Source organism: Synechococcus sp. LTW-G, assembly GCF_054459035.1.
In genome coordinates, this window is sequence record NZ_JBTKYW010000004.1 from 111,101 (window position 1) to 131,029 (window position 19,929).

Annotated in this window: 28 protein-coding genes and 2 tRNA genes; 10 read left to right on the forward strand and 20 right to left on the reverse strand. The window is 64.3% G+C overall.

The features are described 5' to 3' along the window. Positions 1–5: 5 nt before the first annotated feature. The 4 genes from ACXIQ9_RS08445 to murA form a co-directional block, all read right to left on the reverse strand. The gene (locus tag ACXIQ9_RS08445) at positions 6–1,205 is read right to left on the reverse strand and encodes a bifunctional folylpolyglutamate synthase/dihydrofolate synthase (protein WP_459016369.1); all 1,200 of its coding nucleotides are present in this window, start codon (positions 1,203–1,205) and stop codon (positions 6–8) included. Continuing rightward, entirely contained in the window at positions 1,175–2,389 is a 1,215-nt protein-coding gene (locus tag ACXIQ9_RS08450; RefSeq protein ID WP_010318107.1) for an aspartate aminotransferase family protein, read from the reverse strand. Before ACXIQ9_RS08450 ends, ACXIQ9_RS08445 begins: the two co-directional genes overlap by 31 nt. Positions 2,390–2,430: 41 nt before the next feature. Beyond that, a tRNA-Leu gene (locus ACXIQ9_RS08455) sits at positions 2,431–2,512 on the reverse strand. Positions 2,513–2,531: 19 nt separating this feature from the next. Further along, entirely contained in the window at positions 2,532–3,827 is a 1,296-nt protein-coding gene (gene murA / locus ACXIQ9_RS08460) for a UDP-N-acetylglucosamine 1-carboxyvinyltransferase (protein ID WP_010318106.1), read from the reverse strand. A gap of 186 nt (positions 3,828–4,013) precedes the next feature. On the opposite strand from murA, the gene ACXIQ9_RS08465 reads away from it, so the two are divergent. From ACXIQ9_RS08465 to trpC, 5 genes are all read left to right on the forward strand, one after another. Continuing rightward, positions 4,014–4,097, forward strand: a tRNA-Leu gene (locus ACXIQ9_RS08465). Positions 4,098–4,203: 106 nt separating this feature from the next. Next, positions 4,204–4,452 carry a hypothetical protein gene (locus tag ACXIQ9_RS08470; protein WP_010318105.1) on the forward strand — a complete coding sequence of 83 codons (249 nt, stop codon included), beginning with the start codon at positions 4,204–4,206 and terminating at the stop codon, positions 4,450–4,452. Further along, on the forward strand, positions 4,452–5,255 hold the full coding sequence (locus tag ACXIQ9_RS08475; RefSeq protein ID WP_459016370.1) for a TrmH family RNA methyltransferase: 804 nt from the start codon (positions 4,452–4,454) through the stop codon (positions 5,253–5,255). Before ACXIQ9_RS08470 ends, ACXIQ9_RS08475 begins: the two co-directional genes overlap by 1 nt. Positions 5,256–5,290: 35 nt before the next feature. Beyond that, positions 5,291–6,733 (forward strand): dihydrolipoyl dehydrogenase, encoded by a 1,443-nt coding sequence (lpdA, locus tag ACXIQ9_RS08480; RefSeq protein ID WP_459016371.1) that lies wholly within the window; start codon positions 5,291–5,293, stop codon positions 6,731–6,733. Positions 6,734–6,743: 10 nt separating this feature from the next. Then, positions 6,744–7,628: an indole-3-glycerol phosphate synthase TrpC gene (gene trpC, locus ACXIQ9_RS08485; RefSeq protein ID WP_459016372.1), complete on the forward strand. Its 885-nt coding sequence runs from the start codon at positions 6,744–6,746 to the stop codon at positions 7,626–7,628. A gap of 78 nt (positions 7,629–7,706) precedes the next feature. Here the strand turns inward: trpC and rpsD are convergent, their stop codons facing one another. After that, a complete protein-coding gene (gene rpsD, locus ACXIQ9_RS08490) occupies positions 7,707–8,315 on the reverse strand; it encodes a 30S ribosomal protein S4 (protein ID WP_010318097.1) in 609 nt (202 codons plus the stop codon). 131 nt (positions 8,316–8,446) lie between these two features. On the opposite strand from rpsD, the gene yidD reads away from it, so the two are divergent. The 3 genes from yidD (at position 8,447) to ACXIQ9_RS08505 (ending at position 10,543) form a co-directional block, all read left to right on the forward strand. Beyond that, positions 8,447–8,674 carry a membrane protein insertion efficiency factor YidD gene (gene yidD, locus ACXIQ9_RS08495; protein ID WP_010318096.1) on the forward strand — a complete coding sequence of 76 codons (228 nt, stop codon included), beginning with the start codon at positions 8,447–8,449 and terminating at the stop codon, positions 8,672–8,674. Then, a complete protein-coding gene (locus ACXIQ9_RS08500; protein WP_459016373.1) occupies positions 8,674–8,928 on the forward strand; it encodes a glutaredoxin family protein in 255 nt (84 codons plus the stop codon). The genes yidD and ACXIQ9_RS08500 overlap by 1 nt, the downstream gene beginning before the upstream one ends. Before the next feature lie 103 nt (positions 8,929–9,031). Then, positions 9,032–10,543 (forward strand): UDP-N-acetylmuramoyl-L-alanyl-D-glutamate--2,6-diaminopimelate ligase, encoded by a 1,512-nt coding sequence (locus ACXIQ9_RS08505; protein ID WP_459016374.1) that lies wholly within the window; start codon positions 9,032–9,034, stop codon positions 10,541–10,543. On the opposite strand, the gene ACXIQ9_RS08510 is transcribed toward ACXIQ9_RS08505, so the two are convergent. Genes ACXIQ9_RS08510 through ACXIQ9_RS08520 form a run of 3 tightly spaced genes read right to left on the reverse strand, consistent with a single transcriptional unit; the run spans position 10,540 to position 12,096 of the window. Continuing rightward, complete coding sequence (locus tag ACXIQ9_RS08510) at positions 10,540–11,706, reverse strand: aminotransferase class V-fold PLP-dependent enzyme (protein ID WP_459016375.1); 1,167 nt, start codon at positions 11,704–11,706, stop codon at positions 10,540–10,542. The two genes, ACXIQ9_RS08505 and ACXIQ9_RS08510, sit on opposite strands and share 4 nt — an antisense overlap. 12 nt (positions 11,707–11,718) lie before the next feature. Then, positions 11,719–11,886 (reverse strand): hypothetical protein, encoded by a 168-nt coding sequence (locus ACXIQ9_RS08515; protein WP_459016376.1) that lies wholly within the window; start codon positions 11,884–11,886, stop codon positions 11,719–11,721. Positions 11,887–11,895: 9 nt separating this feature from the next. Next, a complete protein-coding gene (locus ACXIQ9_RS08520; RefSeq protein ID WP_459016377.1) occupies positions 11,896–12,096 on the reverse strand; it encodes a hypothetical protein in 201 nt (66 codons plus the stop codon). A gap of 131 nt (positions 12,097–12,227) precedes the next feature. On the opposite strand from ACXIQ9_RS08520, the gene ACXIQ9_RS08525 reads away from it, so the two are divergent. After that, on the forward strand, positions 12,228–12,359 hold the full coding sequence (locus ACXIQ9_RS08525; RefSeq protein WP_459016378.1) for a hypothetical protein: 132 nt from the start codon (positions 12,228–12,230) through the stop codon (positions 12,357–12,359). Here the strand turns inward: ACXIQ9_RS08525 and ACXIQ9_RS08530 are convergent. Continuing rightward, positions 12,356–12,586 carry a hypothetical protein gene (locus ACXIQ9_RS08530; protein ID WP_010318088.1) on the reverse strand — a complete coding sequence of 77 codons (231 nt, stop codon included), beginning with the start codon at positions 12,584–12,586 and terminating at the stop codon, positions 12,356–12,358. The two genes, ACXIQ9_RS08525 and ACXIQ9_RS08530, sit on opposite strands and share 4 nt — an antisense overlap. Before the next feature lie 432 nt (positions 12,587–13,018). Between ACXIQ9_RS08530 and ACXIQ9_RS08535 the strand changes: the two genes are divergently transcribed. Beyond that, on the forward strand, positions 13,019–13,189 hold the full coding sequence (locus ACXIQ9_RS08535; RefSeq protein WP_010318085.1) for a hypothetical protein: 171 nt from the start codon (positions 13,019–13,021) through the stop codon (positions 13,187–13,189). Here ACXIQ9_RS08535 and ACXIQ9_RS08540 read toward each other — a convergent pair. The 11 genes from ACXIQ9_RS08540 to sppA all read right to left on the reverse strand — a co-directional run bounded on the left by ACXIQ9_RS08540 (position 13,186) and on the right by sppA (position 19,892). Next, on the reverse strand, positions 13,186–13,410 hold the full coding sequence (locus ACXIQ9_RS08540; RefSeq protein WP_247479301.1) for an RNA recognition motif-containing protein: 225 nt from the start codon (positions 13,408–13,410) through the stop codon (positions 13,186–13,188). The two genes, ACXIQ9_RS08535 and ACXIQ9_RS08540, sit on opposite strands and share 4 nt — an antisense overlap. 16 nt (positions 13,411–13,426) lie before the next feature. Continuing rightward, positions 13,427–13,588, reverse strand: coding sequence for a hypothetical protein (locus ACXIQ9_RS08545; RefSeq protein ID WP_010318083.1), 162 nt, complete (start codon positions 13,586–13,588; stop codon positions 13,427–13,429). Between the two features lie 90 nt (positions 13,589–13,678). Then, a complete protein-coding gene (locus tag ACXIQ9_RS08550; RefSeq protein ID WP_010318082.1) occupies positions 13,679–15,166 on the reverse strand; it encodes an AAA family ATPase in 1,488 nt (495 codons plus the stop codon). Beyond that, complete coding sequence (locus ACXIQ9_RS08555; RefSeq protein WP_459016379.1) at positions 15,163–15,705, reverse strand: YceD family protein; 543 nt, start codon at positions 15,703–15,705, stop codon at positions 15,163–15,165. Before ACXIQ9_RS08555 ends, ACXIQ9_RS08550 begins: the two co-directional genes overlap by 4 nt. Positions 15,706–15,708: 3 nt before the next feature. Beyond that, the gene (yidC, locus tag ACXIQ9_RS08560; protein ID WP_010318079.1) at positions 15,709–16,845 is read right to left on the reverse strand and encodes a membrane protein insertase YidC; all 1,137 of its coding nucleotides are present in this window, start codon (positions 16,843–16,845) and stop codon (positions 15,709–15,711) included. A 41-nt stretch (positions 16,846–16,886) separates the two neighbouring features. Beyond that, a complete protein-coding gene (locus ACXIQ9_RS08565; RefSeq protein WP_247479299.1) occupies positions 16,887–17,339 on the reverse strand; it encodes a PH domain-containing protein in 453 nt (150 codons plus the stop codon). Then, positions 17,336–17,716, reverse strand: a complete 381-nt coding sequence (rnpA, locus tag ACXIQ9_RS08570) for a ribonuclease P protein component (protein WP_459016380.1) — start codon at positions 17,714–17,716, stop codon at positions 17,336–17,338. Before rnpA ends, ACXIQ9_RS08565 begins: the two co-directional genes overlap by 4 nt. A gap of 73 nt (positions 17,717–17,789) precedes the next feature. Beyond that, the gene (gene rpmH / locus ACXIQ9_RS08575; protein ID WP_071778002.1) at positions 17,790–17,927 is read right to left on the reverse strand and encodes a 50S ribosomal protein L34; all 138 of its coding nucleotides are present in this window, start codon (positions 17,925–17,927) and stop codon (positions 17,790–17,792) included. Positions 17,928–17,984: 57 nt separating this feature from the next. Beyond that, positions 17,985–18,572 carry a DUF2808 domain-containing protein gene (locus ACXIQ9_RS08580; RefSeq protein WP_459016381.1) on the reverse strand — a complete coding sequence of 196 codons (588 nt, stop codon included), beginning with the start codon at positions 18,570–18,572 and terminating at the stop codon, positions 17,985–17,987. A 139-nt stretch (positions 18,573–18,711) separates the two neighbouring features. Further along, positions 18,712–19,083, reverse strand: coding sequence for a chorismate mutase (gene aroH, locus ACXIQ9_RS08585; RefSeq protein ID WP_010318074.1), 372 nt, complete (start codon positions 19,081–19,083; stop codon positions 18,712–18,714). Next, complete coding sequence (gene sppA / locus ACXIQ9_RS08590) at positions 19,080–19,892, reverse strand: signal peptide peptidase SppA (protein WP_010318073.1); 813 nt, start codon at positions 19,890–19,892, stop codon at positions 19,080–19,082. Before sppA ends, aroH begins: the two co-directional genes overlap by 4 nt. Positions 19,893–19,929 lie beyond the last annotated feature (37 nt).

Genomic DNA, 19,929 nt, shown 5'->3' on the forward strand with positions numbered 1-19,929 from the left:
GGACTTCAGTCTGTCGGGTCAAGCAGCGGCAGGAGGGCCGCCACCAGATACAGGGAGCCGCAGGCGACCGGCAGGCGCTCCGATTGCACCAGCCACTCCAGGTTCTCGCTCAGGTCGCTGGGCCCGTCCTCGATTCCCGGGACCTGCTGATGCAGTTCAGCGGCACTCCAGCTGCTGTGCTCCGGCAGGGGCACGACCCGGACCCGATCACCGGGTTCCAGCAAATGGCGCAGCAGATCGGGTGCGTCCTTGTGCCGTTGCATCCCGATCAACCAGCGCCGCTGACCGGGCTGGAGTTCCCGGCGTAGGGCGGCCGCGGCAGGCGGGTTGTGGGCTCCATCGATCAGCAGTGGCTGGCCGCGGAACTGGCGCTGCTCAAGCCGGCCGGGCCAGCGGGCCTGCAGCAGGCCGCGGCGGATGGCCTCATCTGTGACCTCGAACCCCTTCTCCCTGAGGGCCTCCGCGGCGGCGATCGCCACGGCGGCATTGCTGCGTTGCAGCGCGCCGCTGAGCCCCAAGCGGGGTCCCCCATCGGCTTCGCTGGCGACAGGTTCTCTCCAGCGCAGTTCGCAGGCGCGTGCCTCGGCCTGCGCCTGCAGTACGGCCTGGACCTCTGGGGCCTGGGGGCCGCTGACGGCGATGGCCGAAGGCGCCATGACCGCCGCCTTCTCCTGGGCGATCGCCTCGAGGGTGGGGCCGAGGTGTTCGACGTGATCCAGTCCGATGGCTGCGAAGGCCAAAACGTCCCGCTGGGGGTGGACTGTGGTCGCATCGAGTCGCCCCCCGAGCCCCACCTCGAGGACGGCCAGCTCCACCTCCGCGTCAGCAAAGGCCACAAAGGCCGCCACGGTGATCAGTTCAAAGGGGGTTAGGTCATGGCGCAGGGCCAGCGGTTGCAGCCGTTGCAGCAGTGTTTTGAGAGCCTCTTCGCCAATGGGGCCCTCGGGCAGGCGGATGCGCTCACACCAACTCAGCAGGTGGGGGGAGGTGTAGAGCCCGCAGCGCACCCCAGCGGCGCTGACGATCCGCTCGATCATCGTGGCGATGGACCCCTTGCCATTGGTCCCGGCCACCTGAACGGCTTTGAAGCGCCTTTCGGGATGGTCGAGTTCAGCGAGAGCCGCCTGAATGCGGTTCAGCCCGAGGTCCACACCCCGGCGGCTGAAGGGAGCAATTAGCTCGCTGAAGGGGTCGGGGATGGACACGCCAGCAGGGCTTTCTCGAGTCGTTTGACCGCCAAGCGCAGGTGCCGCGGTTGGATCGTCAGGGGGGGAACAAAACGCACCACATCGGTGCCGGCTGGAACCAGCAGCAGACCCTGGTCCATCGCGGCCTTGACGACGTCAATCGCCTTGGGACCGCCTGCCTGCAGGACCAGGCCCTGCAGCAGTCCCCAGCCGCGCACGCCCTTGACCAGTTGGGGATGCCGTTGGACCAGCTCCAACAGGAGGTTCTGCAGCAACGCACCCATCTGCTCGGCATGGGCCGGCAGGTTTCGGCGCTGCAGTTCGGAGGCCACCGTCAGGCCGGCGCGGCAGGCCATGGGGTTGCCGCCGAAGGTGCTGGCGTGCTCGCCCGGTTTGAGCTGATCTGCTGAGGCTTTGACGCAGAGGGCGCCGATGGGGAAGCCACCGCCGAGGCCCTTGGCCAGGGTGAAGGCATCCGGTTCAACCCCCAGTTTTTGGTAGCCCCAGAGGCGGCCCGTGCGCCCCACACCCACCTGGACCTCGTCAAAGATCAGCAGGATCTTGTACTGATCGCAGAGATCACGAACCCGCTGGAAGAAGGCCACATCTCCGGGGTTCACTCCCCCTTCACCCTGAAGCGGCTCCAGCAGGACCGCAGCGACGCGGGGGCCTGCGGCTTCGCAGCGATGCAACAACGCCTCAAAGGCGGAGATGTCGTTGTAGGGGAAGTAGCGGAAGCCCTGGACCATGGGCTCGAAGCCCTGGTGGTACTTCGGTTGACCGGTCGCGGTGACCGCCGCCAGGGTGCGGCCGTGGAAGCTGGCGTGGGCCGTGAGGATCAGCGGACCCCGCTCGTGGCTTGTGTCGATGCCCCGCACCTGATGGCCGTGCTTGCGGGCGAGCTTGATGGCCGCTTCGTTGGCTTCGGCGCCGGAATTGCAGAAAAAGACGCTCTCTGCGCAGCTGTTATCTCGAATCCAGCCCGCCAGTTGCTCCTGCTCGGGGATCCGATACAGGTTGGAGACGTGCTGCAGTTTGCGCAGCTGGCGCTCCAGGGCCTTGCGCATCACGCGGCTGCTGTGACCGAGGGTGCAGACGGCGATGCCGGCGACCGCATCGAGGTAGCGGCGGCCCTGCTTGTCCCAGACCCAGACACCGCGTCCCCGGACGAGCTCCAGGGGGAAACGGCCGTAGGTGTTCATCACCGCCGTCTCAGACGGCGATGTGGTCGGTGGGGGAGAAATAGGAGCGGTGGGACTTGAACCCACATGCCCGAAGGCGCTCGATTTTGAGTCGAGTCCGTCTACCAATTCCGGCACGCTCCCGCGTTGGTGACTTTAGGGGTCAGCCGAGTCGGCGGATCGAGGCGCCAACCGCGTTCAGCTTGCCCTCGAAATCGGCATAGCCGCGGTCGAGGTACTCCAGGCCCTGGACGGAGGTGATGCCCTCAGCGGCCAGGCCGGCGAGGACCATCGCGGCGGAAGCGCGCAGGTCGGAGCCCTGCACCGGTGCTCCGCTGAGCCGAGGGACCCCTTCGATGAAAGCGGTGTTGCCTTGGGTGCGAATCGCGGCTCCCATGCGCTGGAGCTCGGCGACGTGCTGCAGCCGGTTCTCGAAGATGTTTTCCGTGACGACGCTGTTGCCGTTGGCGGTGGCCAAGAGGCTCATGAACGGTGCCTGCAGGTCCGTGGGGAAACCCGGGAAGGGCTGGGTGCGCAGGTCTACCCCCTGAATGGCGTCAGCACTGATGGTCACGTTGGTGCCATCAATCTCCAATTTGCAGCCCACCTCTTCGAGCTTGGTCAGCACGGCGCCCAGGTGATCGGTGACCACCGGTGCCACGGTGAGGCAGGAGCGGGTGATGGCGGCGGCCAGCAGGAAGGTTCCTGCTTCGATGCGATCAGGGATCACGGCGTAGTCCGCGCCGTGCAGACGCTCGACACCAACAATGGTGATCGTGGGGGTGCCGGCGCCGCGCACCTTGGCGCCCATGGCCAGGAGGAGTCCTGCGAGGTCCACCACCTCGGGTTCAAGGGCCGCGTTTTCAATGACGGTCTCGCCCTCGGCCAGGGCTGCGGCCATCATCAAGGTCTCGGTGGCACCAACGCTGGGGCAGTCCAGGTGAATCCGTCCGCCGGTAAGGCGGTGGCTGCGGCCCGGGACGACGGCGGAGACCACGCCGTGCTCAATCGTGACCTGGGCGCCGAGGGCTTTGAGTCCTTTGACGTGCTCCACCACGGGGCGGGTGCCGATCTGGCAGCCGCCTGGCAGGGGCACCCGAGCGATGCCGGTGCGGGCGAGCAGGGGGCCGATGCAGAAGAAGCTGGCCCGGAGGCTGTTGACCAGCTCGTAGGGCGGAGCGGACTGGTTCAGTCCAGACCCATCCATTTCAAGGGTGTCGCCGTGGTGAGAGGTGGCGACACCCAGTGAGACCAAGATCTCGGCCATCCCACCGATGTCGGTGAGGGGAGGCACGTTGCGCAGGCGCAGCTGCTCGGTGGTGAGCAGGCTGGCGGCCATCAAGACCAGGGCCGAATTCTTGGCGCCACTGACACGGAGCTCGCCTGCAAGTCGGCGACCACCAGCGATTTCCAGTTGCGGCGTGAGAATCTGTTGAGACGGGACGAGAGTCGCGGTCATGGCTAAAGGCGTCCCGCCTGAGGGGCCCTATCCTGACAACAACGAATGAGACCGGCAAGACGGCCGGCATTCGAACTGGCTCGAAGCCATTGCTGGCCTGGTTTGTGGCCGATCTCGTCCCTCCCTAGGCCGGGTCCCTTGATGGGGTACATTTCGCTGGTCGCGCCGAGCGACGCCCCACACCTTGCGGATGTGGCGGAATTGGTAGACGCGCTAGTTTCAGGTACTAGTGGCAGCAATGTCGTGGGAGTTCAAGTCTCCCCATCCGCACTGAAGGCTCCTCCCCTCGGGGAGGAGCTTTTTTATTGCTGATCCAGGCGGCTGTTGCCAGCTTTGGGTCGGTGCCCACTCAGCGCTTCCTTCTGTTTTTGAGTCGATGCTCGTCCTGAAGATCTCCAATGCCCCGGAAGTGATGGCCTCGAAGATGGGGCGCTTCCTTGAGGCCCTCACGCCCGATGCCTTCGACCAGAAGACGATTGAAGACGTCCTGATCAAGGAGCTGATCAAAAATCTGCAGGCGGAGGGTCTCAAGGGCGAGGTGGCAGCGGTGCGGGGCCTGGACCTCGACGACAAAAGCCTCGTTGTGGGCGATGGCCTGCACGTGAGGCGCCACGAAACCTTCTGATGGAGCTGATCACCAGCCGCCGCAATCCCCTGGTTGGCCGGTTGCGTGCTCTGCACCAGTCCAAGGGACGCCGCGAACAGGGCCTGCTCCTGCTTGAGGGAACCCACCAGCTCCAGGAGCTGCTGCGGTTGGGGCTCTCGCCCGAGCAGCTCCTGGCGACCCCGGCTTGGCTGGAGCGCCATGGGTCCCTTTTGGGGGGCCTGAAGGAGCGTCTCCAGCCCGTCGGGGAAACCGTTCTGGCCGCTGTCGCCACGACTGAAACCCCTGATGGGGTGGTGGCGACGTTCAAGCGGGAGGCCTTGCCGAAGGCGCAAGGAATCGGAGCCTTTGTGCTGGCTTTGGATCAACTGCAGGATCCCGGCAACCTCGGCACCTTGATGCGCACGGCCCTGGCGGCAGGGGTCAACGATCTCTGGCTCGGGGGCGGCGCTGACCCCTGCCAGCCGAAGGTGCTGCGGGCTTCAGCGGGGGCGGCCCTGGCCTTGCCGCACTGGCGTGATCCCGGTCGAACGGGACTGGTCGCGCGCCTGGCTGAGGCGGCCGCCGCGGGACACCAGCTGGTGGCCACGTTGGTGGATCCAGATCGGGCCATCCCCTACTGGGAGCTGGATTGGACCCGCCCGACGGTGCTGCTTCTGGGCAATGAAGGGGCTGGCCTGCATCCTGAGCTCGCGGCCCTGGCCAGCCATCGCGTCACCATTCCCCACAGCCCGGCCGTGGAGTCCCTCAACGTCGGTGTGGCGGCGGCTCCCCTGCTGCTTGAGCGATGGCGGCAGCAACACAACTTGGGATTGGGGGGCTGACAGGGGAGAATGCCCCCCAATTGGGCAGGCCTCAGGTGAGCGACGGCAGTTTCGACTTTGACGTCATCGTGATTGGCGCGGGCTACGGCGGCTTCGATGCTGCGAAGCACGCCGCTGAACACGGGCTGCGCACCGCGATCATCGAGAGCCGCGACATGGGCGGCACCTGCGTCAACCGCGGTTGTGTTCCCTCCAAGGCACTGCTCGCCGCCAGTGGTCGGGTGCGCGAGCTGGCCGATGCCGAGCATCTCAAGGGCTTTGGCATCCATGCCGCTCCCGTGCGCTTTGAGCGTCAGAAGATCGCCGATCATGCCAACCAGCTGGTGGCAACGATCCGCACCAATCTCACCAAAACCCTTGAGCGTGCCGGGGTCACGATCATCCGTGGCACGGGCCGCTTGGAAGGCCCCCAGAAGGTCGGCGTGCGCGAGATCAACGGCGTTGATCGGGTGCTGAGCGGCCGTGACGTGATCATCGCCACCGGCTCAGATCCCTTTGTTCCACCGGGCATCGAAACCGATGGCCGCACGGTCTTCACCAGTGATGAGGCCGTGAACCTCGAGTGGCTGCCCCGCTGGCTGGCCATCGTCGGCAGCGGCTACATCGGCCTGGAGTTCGCTGACGTCTACACGGCCCTGGGCTGTGAGGTGACGATGATCGAAGCCCTGGATCGGGTGATGCCCACCTTCGATCCCGACATCGCCAAGATCGCCGCCCGCAACCTGATCGATCGCCGCGATATCGATGCGCGCTCCGGCGTGTTGGCCAAGTCGATCAAGCCCGGTGCTCCGGTGCAGATCGAGCTGGTGGACATGCAAACCCGCGAGCCCGTCGAGACCCTCGAGGTGGATGCGGTCCTGGTGGCCACCGGCCGCGTTCCCACCAGCAAGGAGCTGAACCTCGAGGCCTGTGGCATCGAGACCAACCGCGGCTTCATCCCCGTGGACGATCAGCTGCGGGTTCTGGTGAACGGTGCTCCCCTGCCCCATCTCTGGGCGGTGGGCGATGTGACCGGAAAGATGATGCTGGCCCACACCGCAGCGGCCCAAGGCACGGTGGCCGTCGACAACATCCTGGGTCACCCCCGCACGATCGATTACCGCTCGATCCCTGCGGCGACCTTCACCCACCCCGAGATCAGCTCGGTGGGTCTGAGCGAAGCCGACGCCAAGGAGTTGGCGGCCAAGGAGGGCTTTGAACTGGGCTCGGTTCGCAGTTACTTCAAGGCCAACTCCAAGGCCCTGGCCGAGCTGGAGAGCGATGGTTTGATGAAGCTCCTGTTCAACAAGGCCACCGGTGAGGTGCTGGGCGCCCACATCTATGGACTGCATGCGGCTGATCTGATTCAGGAGATCGCCAACGCCGTGGCCCGCCGCCAGAGCGTGAAGCAACTGGCCAATGAAGTGCACACCCACCCGACCTTGAGTGAGGTGGTGGAAGTGGCGTACAAGCAGGCCGCCATGGCCGTCGCCGCCTGAGGAGTCGAGCATGGAGATCCGTCGCAGGCCCCCGAACCCCAAGGTGAAGGTGGCCCACCTGGAGTACGCCGTTCCCCACGAGGAGGGCGAGCCCCGCAACATCCTCGAGAAGATCGTCTGGGAGAAGGACCGCGAAGTGGCGGCGGCCCGTGAGCGCGTCAGCCTGGAGCAACTCAAAAAACAGGTCGCTGATCTGCCAGCACCCCGCGATTTTCTGGCGGCCCTGAAGGCCTCATGCCGCAAGCCCGCGGTGATCGCTGAGGTCAAGAAAGCCAGCCCCAGCAAGGGTGTGATCCGCGAGAACTTCGATCCCGAGGCGATTGCCAAGGGCTATGCCGCTGGGGGCGCCAGCTGCCTGTCGGTGTTGACCGATAAGCCGTTCTTCCAGGGGGGCTTTGAGGTGCTGGTGCAGGTGCGTCAGGTGGTGGCCCTGCCGCTGCTCTGCAAGGACTTCATCCTCACGCCCTATCAGCTCTATCAAGCCCGGGCGGCCGGGGCCGATGCGGCGCTACTGATCGCGGCGATCCTCACCGATCAGGACTTCGGTTACCTGCTCAAGGTGGCCAAGAGCCTGGGGCTGACGACCTTGGTTGAGGTGCATGACCAGGCTGAACTCGAGCGGGTGCTGGCCCTCGATGGTGTTGAGCTGATCGGCATCAACAACCGCGACCTCGCCACGTTCCATACCGATCTGGCGACGACCGAGCAGTTGATGGAGCGCTACGGCGAGCAACTGCGTGCCAAGGGCTGCCTGTTGGTTAGCGAATCGGGTCTCTTTAGCCGCGAGGATCTCGACCGCGTCCAGAGCGCCGGAGCGGATGCCGTTTTGGTGGGTGAATCGCTGATGCGCCAGGACGACGTCACTCAAGCCCTGGAGACCTTGATCGGGGGCTGAGGCCTGCTCCTAACAGGTCGACACAAAAAAAGCCCCCGCCGAAGCGGGGGCTGACCTGTTGAAGGTGTCTGATCGGAATCAGACCTTGCGGGAGTAGTACTCCACCACCAGCAGTTCGTTGATTTCCAGAGCGACCCACTCGCGCTCGCACTTGCTGATCACCTTGGCGACCTGCTTGTTCTTGTCGAGTTCGAGGTGGGGCGGGATGTTGGCCAGGCCCGGGAATTCCAGGTTGGCTTCAGCCAGCTTCTTGCTCTGCTTGCGCTCGCGGATGGCGACCACATCACCGGCTTTGCACTGGTAGCTAGCGATGTCCACGACGCGGCCGTTCACGGTCACGTGGCCATGGTTCACCAGCTGACGGGCACCGGGGACGGTGGGGCCGAAGCCGAGGCGGAAGCAAACATTGTCGAGACGGTTCTCGAGCAGCTTCAGCAGGTTGGTTCCGGTGGAACCCTCCTGGGCGCGCGCTTTCTTCACGTAGCGCACGAGCTGACGCTCGGAGATGCCGTAGTTGAAGCGAAGCTTCTGCTTCTCTTCCAGACGGATGGCGTATTCGGAGCGCTTGCGACGGGCTTGGCCGTGCTGACCGGGGGGATAAGACCGCTTGGCGGACTTACGGGTGAGACCAGGAAGGTCTCCCAAGCGCCGCGTAATCCTCAGGCGAGGGCCGCGGTAGCGAGACATAGGTGCGGATGTTCAGGTTGATCCAGACATGGCTTGCCTGAGAGCATGGAGCTGTGGTCCAGGGACCCCACTCCGCTGCAAGGCTTTACGCCACGCCAGTTGTCGATCCTATCGCTCGGCCCGAAGCACCAATGAACAGCCTGCTTCAACGCCTGCTGCTGGCCCTGATCGGCTTCTATCGCCTGGCGATCTCGCCGCTGCTGGGCCCTCCCCGCTGCCGTTTCATCCCCAGTTGCAGCGCCTATGGCCTGGAGGCGATCGAGCGCCATGGCCCCTGGCGCGGCAGTTGGCTGACGATCAAGCGCCTGCTGCGCTGTCACCCCTGGACGCCCTGTGGGTGCGACCCGGTGCCCGATTGATGACAGCTCTGGTGCTGGTGACCCGTGTGGGCTGCTGCCTCTGCGAGGGGCTTGAGGAGAAGTTGCGTGCTGCTGGGGTGTCCTTCGAGGCGGTGGATGTCGATCTCGACCCCCAATTGCTGGCGCGCTTTGACCTGGAGGTGCCGGTGCTGCTGGATCGAAGTACTGGCGCAGAAAGGGTTTTGCCCCGCGTTTCACCGCGGCTGGGTGCGCCTCAGTTGGCCCTGTGGCTTGCCCAACAGGGGGTTCATTAGCCAGCCCGCTGGCGGTGTCTTGATTGAGGCTCACGGGACTGGTCTCAGGGGCGACGTTTTCAGCGCAGAACCGACTTAAAACAGCGGTATCGCGCGCCCATCCATGGCCCAACGGCTCCACTCACTGCTGCGAGAGGTCGGGCTGGCTGTCCCACCTGGGCTGGGCAATGTAGACGTGCAGGGGGTGAGCTGCGATTCGCGTCGTGTGGGCCCTGGGACTGTCTTTGTGGGGCTGCCCGGCGCCACGGTGGATGGGGGAACGTTTTGGCCTGAGGCACTTCAGTTTGGAGCGGCCCTGGCGGTGATTGGGCGCTCAGCAGCGGAGGCCAGGCCCCCGGCCGATGGTGACGCGGTGTTGGTGGTCTCCGATCCCGTCTCCCGTTGGGCCGGCCTGCTGGCGGCGGAGTTCTGGCAGCAGCCCAGTCAACGCACGGCTTTGATCGGGGTCACGGGGACCAACGGCAAGACCACCACGACCTATCTGCTGGAGCACCTGGCCAGCGCTTGTGGTTACCCAGCCGCCCTGTTTGGCACCTTGATCAACCGCTGGCCCGGCCACAGCATCACGGCGCAGCACACCACGGCTTTCGCTGATGAGCTGCAGGCGCAGTTGGCCCTGGCGGCCGACTCCGGAGCACGGATTGCGGCCATGGAGGTGAGCTCCCATGCCCTGGATCAACAGCGGATCAGTGGCTGCCGGTTTGCCGGGGCGATCTTCACGAACCTGACCCAGGACCACCTCGACTACCACCCCTCGATGGAGGCCTACTTCGAGGCCAAGGCCAAGTTGTTTGCAGCTCCCTTGCTGGCCCCTGAGGCCCGGGCCGTGGTCAATGTCGACGACCCCTGGGGCAAGCAATTGGCAGAGCGCCTGGGGGATCGCTGCTGGCGGGCCTCCTTGGAGCCGGACTCTGACGCCGATCTACGGATGGAGGCGCTGCAGATGGGTTCGCAGGGGGTCAGCGGAACGCTGATTACCCCGCTGGGTCGCGGAGCGTTCAGCTCGCCGTTGCTGGGCAAGTTCAACCTGATGAACCTGCTGGAGGCCGTTGGTGTCTTGCTGCAGCAGGGACTCCCCCTGGGGGCGATGTTGGAGGCCCTGGGCAGCTTCAAGGGCGTTCCCGGCCGGATGGAGCGTGTTCAGGTGGCCCGCGCGGACTGCGGCGACGCCGCTGCTCCGGCGGTGCTGGTGGATTACGCCCACACCCCCGACGGTTTGGAGAGTGCCCTGAAGGCCTGCCGCCCCTTTGTGGAAGGGCAGCTGATCTGTGTCTTTGGTTGCGGGGGGGATCGCGACCGAACCAAGCGTCCCCAGATGGCGGCGATCGCTGCCCGCTTGGCCGATCAGGTCTTGGTGACCTCCGATAACCCCCGCACCGAAGACCCCGAGCAAATCCTCAAGGATGTGCTGGCCGGGATCCCTGAGGGGACCCCAGTCCAAGTGGATGTGGATCGGGCCCAGTCCATCGCTGCGGCCATCGCCATGGCTGGTCCCAAGGACCTGGTCTTGATCGCCGGCAAGGGCCACGAGGACTATCAAATCCTGGGGACCAAGAAGGTCCATTTCGACGACCGCGAGGAGGCCGAGAAGGCGCTGCGCAGTCGACCCTGTTAGGGAAGCAGCTCACTCACGGCTGCGCTAAGGGCCTCGATTTCGGTGGGGATGGTGCAGAGATGGGTGCAGGCCCTGAGGCAATCCGGTGAATCCAGCCGCCGGATCCAGAGCCCCGCTTGACCCAAGGCCTCAACCGCCTGCGCGGTCTCAACCCCCTCCAGCCGAAAGCTGACCAGACCTGCTGGCGGGGGTTCGCTCAAGAGGGTGCGGCAGCCCGGGAGCGCCTGCAGGTTTTGCCAGAGCTGGTGACTGCCCTGGCGAATCCTCTCGAGGCGTTCCGTCTCGCTTCCCTCTGCACTGAGCAACTCCAGGGATTGCCGCAGTCCACTGAAGAGGGGCACACAGGAGGTGGCAACCTCAAAACGTCGACCATCGCGGTGCCAACTGCTGCCGGCACTGCTCTCCTGCTCGAGGCTGCGCCAGCCGATCAAGGTGGGCTGCCCTTGATCCAGGAGCCGCTCGGAGAGGGCGACTCCTCCCAGGCCCTCGGGGCCGCAGCACCACTTGTGACCGGTGAAGGCGTAGATGTCGGCTGCCTGCGCCGCTTCGGCGACGGGAAGGCTGCCCATGGACTGGGCTGCGTCCACCAGGAGCCAGGGGTGTTGGGGGTGCGCCTGCAGGTGTTGGGCCACCGCAGCGATGGGCATCACGGAGCCGGTGTTCCAGAGCAGGTGGGAGAGAACCAGGAGTCGGGTTCTGGGCTTCAGGCAGGTCTGGAGCTGCTCCAGAACGGCTCCCTCAAGGGCCCGCTGGGCGGTGGTCTGGCAGAGCTCCAGCACCGGCAGGGTGGCCAGGGTCAGGTTGTGGCGGCGGGCCAGTTCTTGGCAGGCCGCGACCACGCCTGGGTGCTCGCAGTCACTGATCAGCAGCTCATCGCCCTCCTCCCAGGGCAAGCCCCAGAGGGGTAAGACACATCCACTGGTGACGTTCTCGGTGAGGGCAATGCGATGGGGGCCGACCCCACACCAGCTCGCCAGGCTTCGGCGCAGGCGGCTGGTTTCCTGCTCGATGAAGGGCCAGACATCAGTTGTGAAGGGCCCAAGCTCCTGAATGGTGCGCCAACTGGCTGTGATGGCCTCCAGCGATGGGGTTGGCAGAGGCCCCTGACCGCCGTAGTTGAAGTAGGTCTTATTGGCGAGGGCCGGGCAGAGGTCGCGAAACATTCGGTGTTCTCTTCAGTAGCCCAAGCTGCGGAGTCCGGGCCGTGGAGAGCCCATCCCGGATGCCGGCAGCCCACCGCCGCCGCTGGGTGTCGGACGCGGTTTTTGACTGGTCATCCAGACCAAGAGGCCAATGCCCACGATCAAGAGGATGAAACGGAAGGCCCGTCCGCTGGCTGTCATTCCATCACCCTAGGCAGCCTGATCCCACTCCACGCCAGCGGTCTGTTGTCTGCGATGGAGGCGGAGGAGCCGGAAGCGTTCGCGGCTGCTGAACACCTGGTAGACGCGCTGCCCCTGCGTTCCCGGTGCGGGCTGGCAGTCCACCTCAGAGGGGAGAACCTTGGAGCGCAGCAGATCGCCGTTGTTGAACTGGTACCAGTAACTGCCCATGGCCCCGTTCCCGTTAGGGACGATCCAAGCCAAAGCCGCGGCAATGTCAAGGCCGATGGTTTCATCAGTATTTCTTCCCCTGGTCGAGTCCTGACTTCTGCTGGATAAGGGGGAGGAGCTGACCCCGTTCGATGAAACCCTCCGGTCTTCTGGGACTGACGCTTGGCGTTCTGGTGGCGTGTTTCTTTGTGCCGTCGTTCGCTCAAGTGTTGGTGTTGACCCTGCTCTGTTACCTGGCCTATGCCCGTTTCAGCCGGGTTTAAGCGGGCAGCTTCAACACCGCGATATTCATCCCCACTCCGGCGCTGATACCGATCAGGTTGGAGAGGCCCAGCACACCGCTGAGGACGGCCCAGGTAGCCCAGAAGGTCCAGGTGGCGGCCAGGCAGAAAAACAACAGCGAGATCAACAGCGCTGGGATCCGCAGGGGATGCCCCACCGTCAGAAAACGAGCCAGGAACTCCGAGACCTTCCGGTAGATCTTGAACATGCGGCGGTTGGCCTGGTCTTTTGGGTTTTAACGGTTGCTGTGGGGGCTTGCTAGCGCCTTAGCCACGGCAAGAGCAGGAAATCCATCAGTGCAAAGGTCAGCAGGCAGGGCAGGAAGCCGCGTTCGACGATGTGGCAGATGGGTCTGGTCGCATCAACCTGGCAAATCCACAACTTCCCGAGCCAAAAGAGCGCAATCTTGATGGCGAAGTTGCGCCAGGAGCGAGCCGTTGGAGGTTGCATGGCGACCTAGGTGGGAGGCGTGATGCCCTGGGTGACGAAGTACACCGAGACGTACAAGCCAGCGAATACCAGTAAGAGTCCAATGACCACCAATCTCCCGTCCATGGCCGACCGTCCCCTGAGGGTTTGAACACTACTGGTGACAATCCCTTGTGGGCCGCCAACGTGCGAGCTCTAATGGCACATCGGCATGCATTTGATGGACTTTGAGCCCACAACCGATGGTCTCGGTTACAAGGTTTGTCTGACCAAAGATGGCCATACGGCCTGCGCCTTTGTCAGCAGTGCGCATTTGATTGAAGACAAGCGCCGCCAGCTCGAGGCCTCGATCAAGGCCGATGCTGAGCGCAGCGCCCGCTAGGAGGATTTGCCTTCTTCGATCAGGTCCTTGAGCCAATGGGCCGCCACGGCCCTGGAGATCGAACGGCTGATCAGTAGGTCGCAGATCAATTCCCAGAGCGGTTCACGGCCGGTCTGGGCGTAGTCCTTGGCAAAGGCCAGGCGTTCCTGGGTGCTCCGGCAGGAACGCAGGGCATCGATCAGGCTTTCCCGCTGACTGGTTGAAAGCGTGTCTGCGGGCATGGCCTTGCTCTCGGGTCTAGAGGACCTGGCCCACCAGGACGGCTGCCAGGGCTGAGAACACCGTAATGCTGAGGGCGGTCAGGGGATTCTGTCCCTGGGCGACCGCGTAGCTGGTGATCACGCCGGCCCCAAGACCAGCAACCATCAGTTGTGTAGCCAGGGCGGGGCGTTGATCCATTGCCGCTTGGGTGCGTTCCGTGCAGCTTGGGCCTGTCTTCAAAAAGGGCGAGAGCGAACCGCGGACTTCTTTACCTGCAGTTGATCTTCTTTACCCGCCGCAATGTGTTGAAGCTGGGCGGGCCCTGCCGCTGCTGGCCCACTGTTGCAGTTGCTCCAATTGTTCACGGGCCGTGCGCGAGAGGGGTACGAGTTGTGCCGCGGCGCTGGTGAGGTCTGCCTCTGCGAATTCCCGGGATTCGCTGAAGGCCTGGTGCATCGCTTCAATCACCACCTGCTCGAGTTCAGCCCCAGAGAAACCCTGAGTGCGATCAACCACCACATCCAATGGAATGTGGTGTTGGGGACGTCGTCGGCGGAGTTGCAAATCGAGGATCGTTCGACGCTCTTGGGCATCGGGAAGATCCAAGAGGAAAATTTCATCGAACCGTCCCTTGCGCAGCAGCTCGGCGGGTAGCTTCTCCACCCCATTCGCCGTCGCCACCACGAAGACCGCCGTCGTTTTCTCCGCCATCCAGGTCAACAAACTCGCCAGTACCCGTTGGCTGGTGCCGCCATCGCTGCGGCCATCGGCACTGCCAAAGCCCTTGTCGATCTCATCAATCCAGAGCACGCACGGGGCCATGGCCTCGGCCCGTTGAATCATGTCCCTAGTGCGCGCTTCTGAGGCTCCCACCAGCCCGGCAAACAGCCGGCCGACATCCAAGCGGAGTAGCGGCATGCTCCAGCTGTGGGCAATGGCCTTGGCCGTCAGTGACTTGCCGGTGCCTTGGGGACCCACCAGTAGGACCCCGCGGGGAAGCGGCAGCCCGTAGCGGCGGGCCTCATCGCTGAAGGCCATGTGCCGTTGCTCGAGCCAGCGCTTCAGGGCATCCAACCCGCCGATATCAGCCGGTGTGGCTTCCGTTGGGCAGTACTCCAGCAGTTCGCTGCGGGCGATGGCCTGGCGCTTTTCTTCGAGCACCTCATCGAGGTCCGCGCTGCCGAGTTGTCCCCGACTGGCCAGGCCGCGGGCGGCCACCTGGCGGATCCGCTGCTCACTGAGCCCGCTGCAGCTGTGGGTGAGGAGCTCCAGAAGATCGGCGCCGATGGCCTGGCCGCTGGCCTGGGCAATGTTTCCCAGCAGGGCCTGGATCTCCTGTTGGTTGGGCAGAGGAAGGTCCAGCAGGGTGATGCATTCCTCGAGCTCCCGAGGCAGCTGCCATTCCGCCGCGGTGATCACCAGGGTTTGCGGCCGTTGGCGCAGGCTTGAGGCCAGGTTGCGCAGCTTGCGGCAGATGCTGCTGTCGTCGGCGTAGCGGTGAAAGTCGTGCAGCACCAGCAGGGCTGGCTGCTCAGCGGGGAGGGCGCTGAGGCTTTCCAGGGCTGCCAACGGATTGCGCGCGGCTTCACCGTCCCGGCCGGGCCAGCCCTTGAGGCCACTGATGAAATCCCAGCGGGCCAGCGCTCGCTGGTCGAGGCGCTTGGCGGCATCGCCCAAGAGGTTCGCGATCCTCTCCTCCTCCTGGCTCCGGATCCAGAGGATCGGCGTCCGGGCCCGGATCAAGAGATCAAGGTGATCCGCCCAGGCCTGGCTCATGGCTGCAGGTTCTTCAGGGCAGCCCAGCGGGGATCGATGGGTCCATCGTCCGGTTCCGTCTTCAGGTTGGGGCCAGGACACTCCGCGCCGCAGCGATTCACGACCGGCAGCTGGAGGTTGAGTTGCTCAAACACCCAGTGCTCTGGATCGAAATCCGCCTGGGGGTCCATGCTTTCGGTCAGTTCATCGGGATCGAGTTCCAGCACCTCGCTGCCGGCTTCCAGCACGGTCTCCAGATCCATCCCCTGCTCACGGGCCTGCTCCCCCAGCCAAAGCACTTCGCGGGTTTGGAAGCTCAGGGGGTGGTTGAACTGCTGCAGGCAGCGGTCACAGCAGAGGGTGACGATGGTGTTGGCCTCGCCGTCCAGTTCGAGGACATTGCCGCGATGCACGGCAAGCAGTTGGCCGCGCACCGGGGTCAGGCTGTCGAGTTCGCCGAGCCGCTGGTCGATGATCCAGTGTTTGCCCTGCTCCAGCAGCTTGAGCTCCTGGAGCGGAACGGGAGTGAGGGGGTCACCGGTCTGGAGACGGTCGCCCATGCCCTATTTCTTGCCCTTCGGTTCGAACGGCATGCGGCTGCTACCCGTGACCGTGGCGGTCACCGTTTTGGCTTCGGCAGCCAATTGCTGATCGAGGATCGACTGCAGGTTGTCAGGCAGCGCCTCGCGGGTCAGCAGGAAGGTCTGAACCGCCTGGAAGACGTTGGCGATCACCATGTAGAGCAGAACCCCGGCGGGCAGAGGGAAGAACAGGAACATCCCGGTGATCATTACGGGGGTGATCTTGTTGGCCGTGGCCTGTTGGGGATTGGCGGGCATGCCCATCCCCGAGAGGATCTGACTCAGGAAGAGGGTGACGCCGAAACCGCCCACCAGGATCGCGATGTCCCAGTTGATGGCGCCATCGGTGTAGAAGCCAACTTGTCCCAGGGCTTTGATGAAGAGGAAGCCGCTGCGGGCCGCCAATCCAGGGATCTTGGCTTCGACCGTGACATCACCTGGGGCGATGGCATGGATCGCGCCGTTTTGGTCCACGCTGACCAGGCCTTCGCCCTTGGTCACCGACCAGGTGGGGGCAAAGGCGGAACCGTTCTCGACGCCGCTGAGGACGGAGGCAAAGCTGGCGCCATCCTTGGTGTGCAGGCTGACGGTCTCGGTGTCACCCACTCCGAGTTTGGTTCCCTTCTCCAAGCTGGCGATCACGGGAACGTGATCGGTGCTGGTCACAAAAATGGAGTGGCTTGCACTGTTGAAGGGCTTGGGTTCAACAGCAGCGATCTGATCAGCCGGCAGGACCTTCAGATTGAGGGTGTAGGGAACATCGGCAAACGGTGATCCACGCAGGGTTGCGAACAGCGCAAACAGGATCGGCATCTGCACCAGCAGTGGCAGGCAGCCGGAGAGGGGGCTGCCGAACTCCTTCATCAAGGAGCCCAGTTCCTCCTGTTGCTTTTGCGGGTTGTTGGCGTATTTGGCCTTGATCTCAGCCTGGCGCTTTTGCATCACCGGCTGGGCGATGCGCATGCGGCGGGCATTGCGAATCGAGCCGGCGCTCAAGGGGAAGAGAGCAAGGCGAATCACCACCGTGAGGGCAATGATCGCGAGCCCGTAGCTCGGTACCAATCCGTAGAAGAAATCCAGGATTGGCAGCAGCAGGTTGTCGGAGATGTATCCGATCACGGCGTCGCTAACGGTGGGGTTGGGAGGTGTGAGTCAGTGTCTCAGGCGGCGGCGTCGCCACCGAATCCGGCGGTGCCAGAGCTCTTGGCGGCGGGACCGGATTTCAGCCGTGCCTCGATGAAGGCTTGGGCCTCGCGGTAGCGGGGTACCGCGCGCATCTCCAACTTCATGCCATCGCTCAGGACGAGCACCATGTCACCCCAGAAGCCGAAGCCGCGGGAGACCGAACGAACCTCGCGAATCTGGCTGTAGACCACCTGGGTGCGGTCCCGGCCGAGCCAACCGCCGGTGACTTCAACCCTGCGGCTGGTGATCCGGAAGCGCAGCCAGAGGGCGCGCACCAGGGCGCCCACGGCGAAGGGGATGCCGATCAGGGTGAGCCCGAACAGCAGGTTGGTGATCAGATCACCCTTGGCAGGCCCGCCTTCATAGAAGACCTCCTCATTGATGCTGGCCCCCGGGGCGACGGGAGCGGGTTGGGAGGCAGCGCTCATGGTCTCAGTCCTGCCTTGGCAAGGAGTTCGGAACATTCTCCCAGGAGGAGTTGCTCTTCCGTGTCCGCACTACCCGGTTTGAGCGAGATCAACAGCCAAATCCCCTCGCCCTGATTCGCGATCAGTCGGCTGAGATGGCCATGCAGCAGACGACGCAACCGGTTGCGTTCCACGGAGCGTTTGCTGACCTTGCTGCTGACCACAACGCCCAGGCGGCAGCTCAAGGGGGTGTGGTCCCGTGGATCGGTTTTCAGCAGTTCGGGCTTGGCGGCCATGGTTCTGAGGACCATCCACTGGCCGTGGATCCGCCGACCCTGTTGGTAGATCCGATCAAACACAAAACGCCCCCTCAGCCTGTGTTCCCGAGAGAGCGCCATGGCTTGGGGCTACGCGGGGTTGGCTGAGGGGGCGTTGCTGGCCTCGCTCGTCGAGAGCAAGGGCTTCAGGGGATCAGACCGACAGACGGGCCCGGCCGCGCTTACGGCGGGAGCGGATCACGCGACGGCCGGTGTGGCTCCGCATGCGAACACGGAAACCGGACACCCGTTTGCGCTTACGGCTGGTTCCTTCAAGGGTGCGCTTGGTCATGGCTCCGGCTCGGCTGCGCCTTCAACGTCGATCGCCCAATTTATCAGCTGGGGTGACTCAGAAATCCGAGGTGGCGTCCACCTGGATCAGCCAGCTGCCCAGGTAACCCGAGATCGGCACGGCGCCGGGGGCCTGCGCCAGGGCATTGAGTTGGAACATGCCTGCGCTGCGCGGATTGATCACCGGCATGTAGACGCCAATAGTCTTGCCAACGGGCACGGGGGTGTCCGGGAAGATCTCAATCGAGCGGCCATCGGTGGTGACCTCCACGGTCGCCGGAATGGTCTCTTCGCAGCGGGTGCGCTTGGTCATGCTGCCCGACTTCATGTAGCAGAGCTTGATCTTTTCCGGATCAATCGTTGTGTCAAAGCTCTCGGGAATCGAGATGGCCAGCTTCAAGATCGCGGTTTTGCGATCCTTCGGTTTGAGCAAAAAATAATATTCAGCGCGCTGTTGACGAACGGTGTTCGTTGTGAAGTAGTAGAGCTTGCGGTAGTCCTTGGTGTTATCCCAGCGGAACTCCATGATGCTGGGCGTTCCCTGGGCCAGGACTGCTTTGGGAGCCAGTCCAAGCTGGGCTCCGGCAAGTGCAACTCCGCAGCCAGCGACGGCGGCGAGCTTGAGCGCTGTCTGTTTGAGGGACATTCGTTTCAGAGAGATCCGCTTGCGATTGATCATTGCGCCTGAAACTTGACCCGTTTGGCCCATTCTCAGGGGGGTAGGGGTTCAGGTCGGGGTCGGTGGGCGGCCAGGCAGCTGGCAGTTGTGACCAGATGCGACTGCCTTAGGAGGCGGCGAGGTCGGGCCTGAGCCGTGCGGCCTCCCGCAGATAGGCATGGCGAGCGGGTCGCTCGAGCCAGACGTGGGCCAGGAGGCGAATGCAGCGCTCCAGATCACCGGCCACAGCCATTTGCTGGCAGTCGAGCAGGGCGACCCCATCCCAGCCGGGCCGGTGCCGTGCGATGGCCGCCGGGAAGCAGGCGTCCAGATCAGCGGTGACAGAAAAGGTCAGCGAAAGAATCTGAGCGCCTTCGAGGTTGTTGCGCTCCACCAGAGCGTCGAGCAGCTCGTTAACCGCCTCCTGAATGGCTTCACGGCTGTTGGCCGTCGCGGTGGTGGCGCCCCTCAGGGCGCGGAGCGATTGCTCAGGGCTCATGGGCGATGCAGCCAAAGGGGTTGGCCGCTGCTGCTCAGCTCCAGCTTGAGCCACTGCAGGGCCAGGGAGATCTGGGACCGTCCAGGGATGACCCCGGCGAAGCGCTTTTTCTCCTGCCCAAAGGTGATGGGCTTGGTTTTCTCCAGGTCCAACTCGGCCAGTTCACAGGCCAGGCGCCGGGCCTGCTCTTCATCGCCCAGGGCATCGACGAGACCCAGCTCTTGGGCTTGGGCACCGCTGAAGACGCGTCCATCGGCAAAGCGACGGACCTCGTCTTCGCTGAGTCCCCGGCCTTCGGCAACGGCGCTGACGAACTGCCCGTAACTGGAGTCGATCAACTCCTGCAGCACCTGCCGCTCGCCACTGCTAAGGGCCCGGTCCGGGGAGAGGATGTCTTTATAGATGCCGCTTTTGACGGTTTCAAATTGGATGCCGATCCGCTCGAGCAGGCGCGAGAGGTTGTTGCCCCGCAGGATCACACCGATTGAGCCGGTGATGGAGCCGGGATTGGCGACGATCTTGTCGGCGGCTACACCGATGTAGACGCCACCGGAGGCGGAGATGTTGCCGAAGCTGGCAATCACCTTGCACTGCTTCTCCCGCAGGCGCAGCAGGGCCGCATGAATCTCCTGGCTGTCTCCCACGGTTCCGCCGGGGCTGTCGATGCGCAGCAGTAGGGCAGGGAATTCGCGTTTTTCGACCTCGCGCAGGGCCTTCAGCACCCGTTTGCGCGTGCCGGAGGCAATGGGCCCTTCAATGGCAATCCGCGCGAGTTTGCGGCGTGACTTGCGTCGCCAGGGCCAGGGCATCGAGTCGATCTGCAGTGGCTGGATCTTAAAAAGGAGC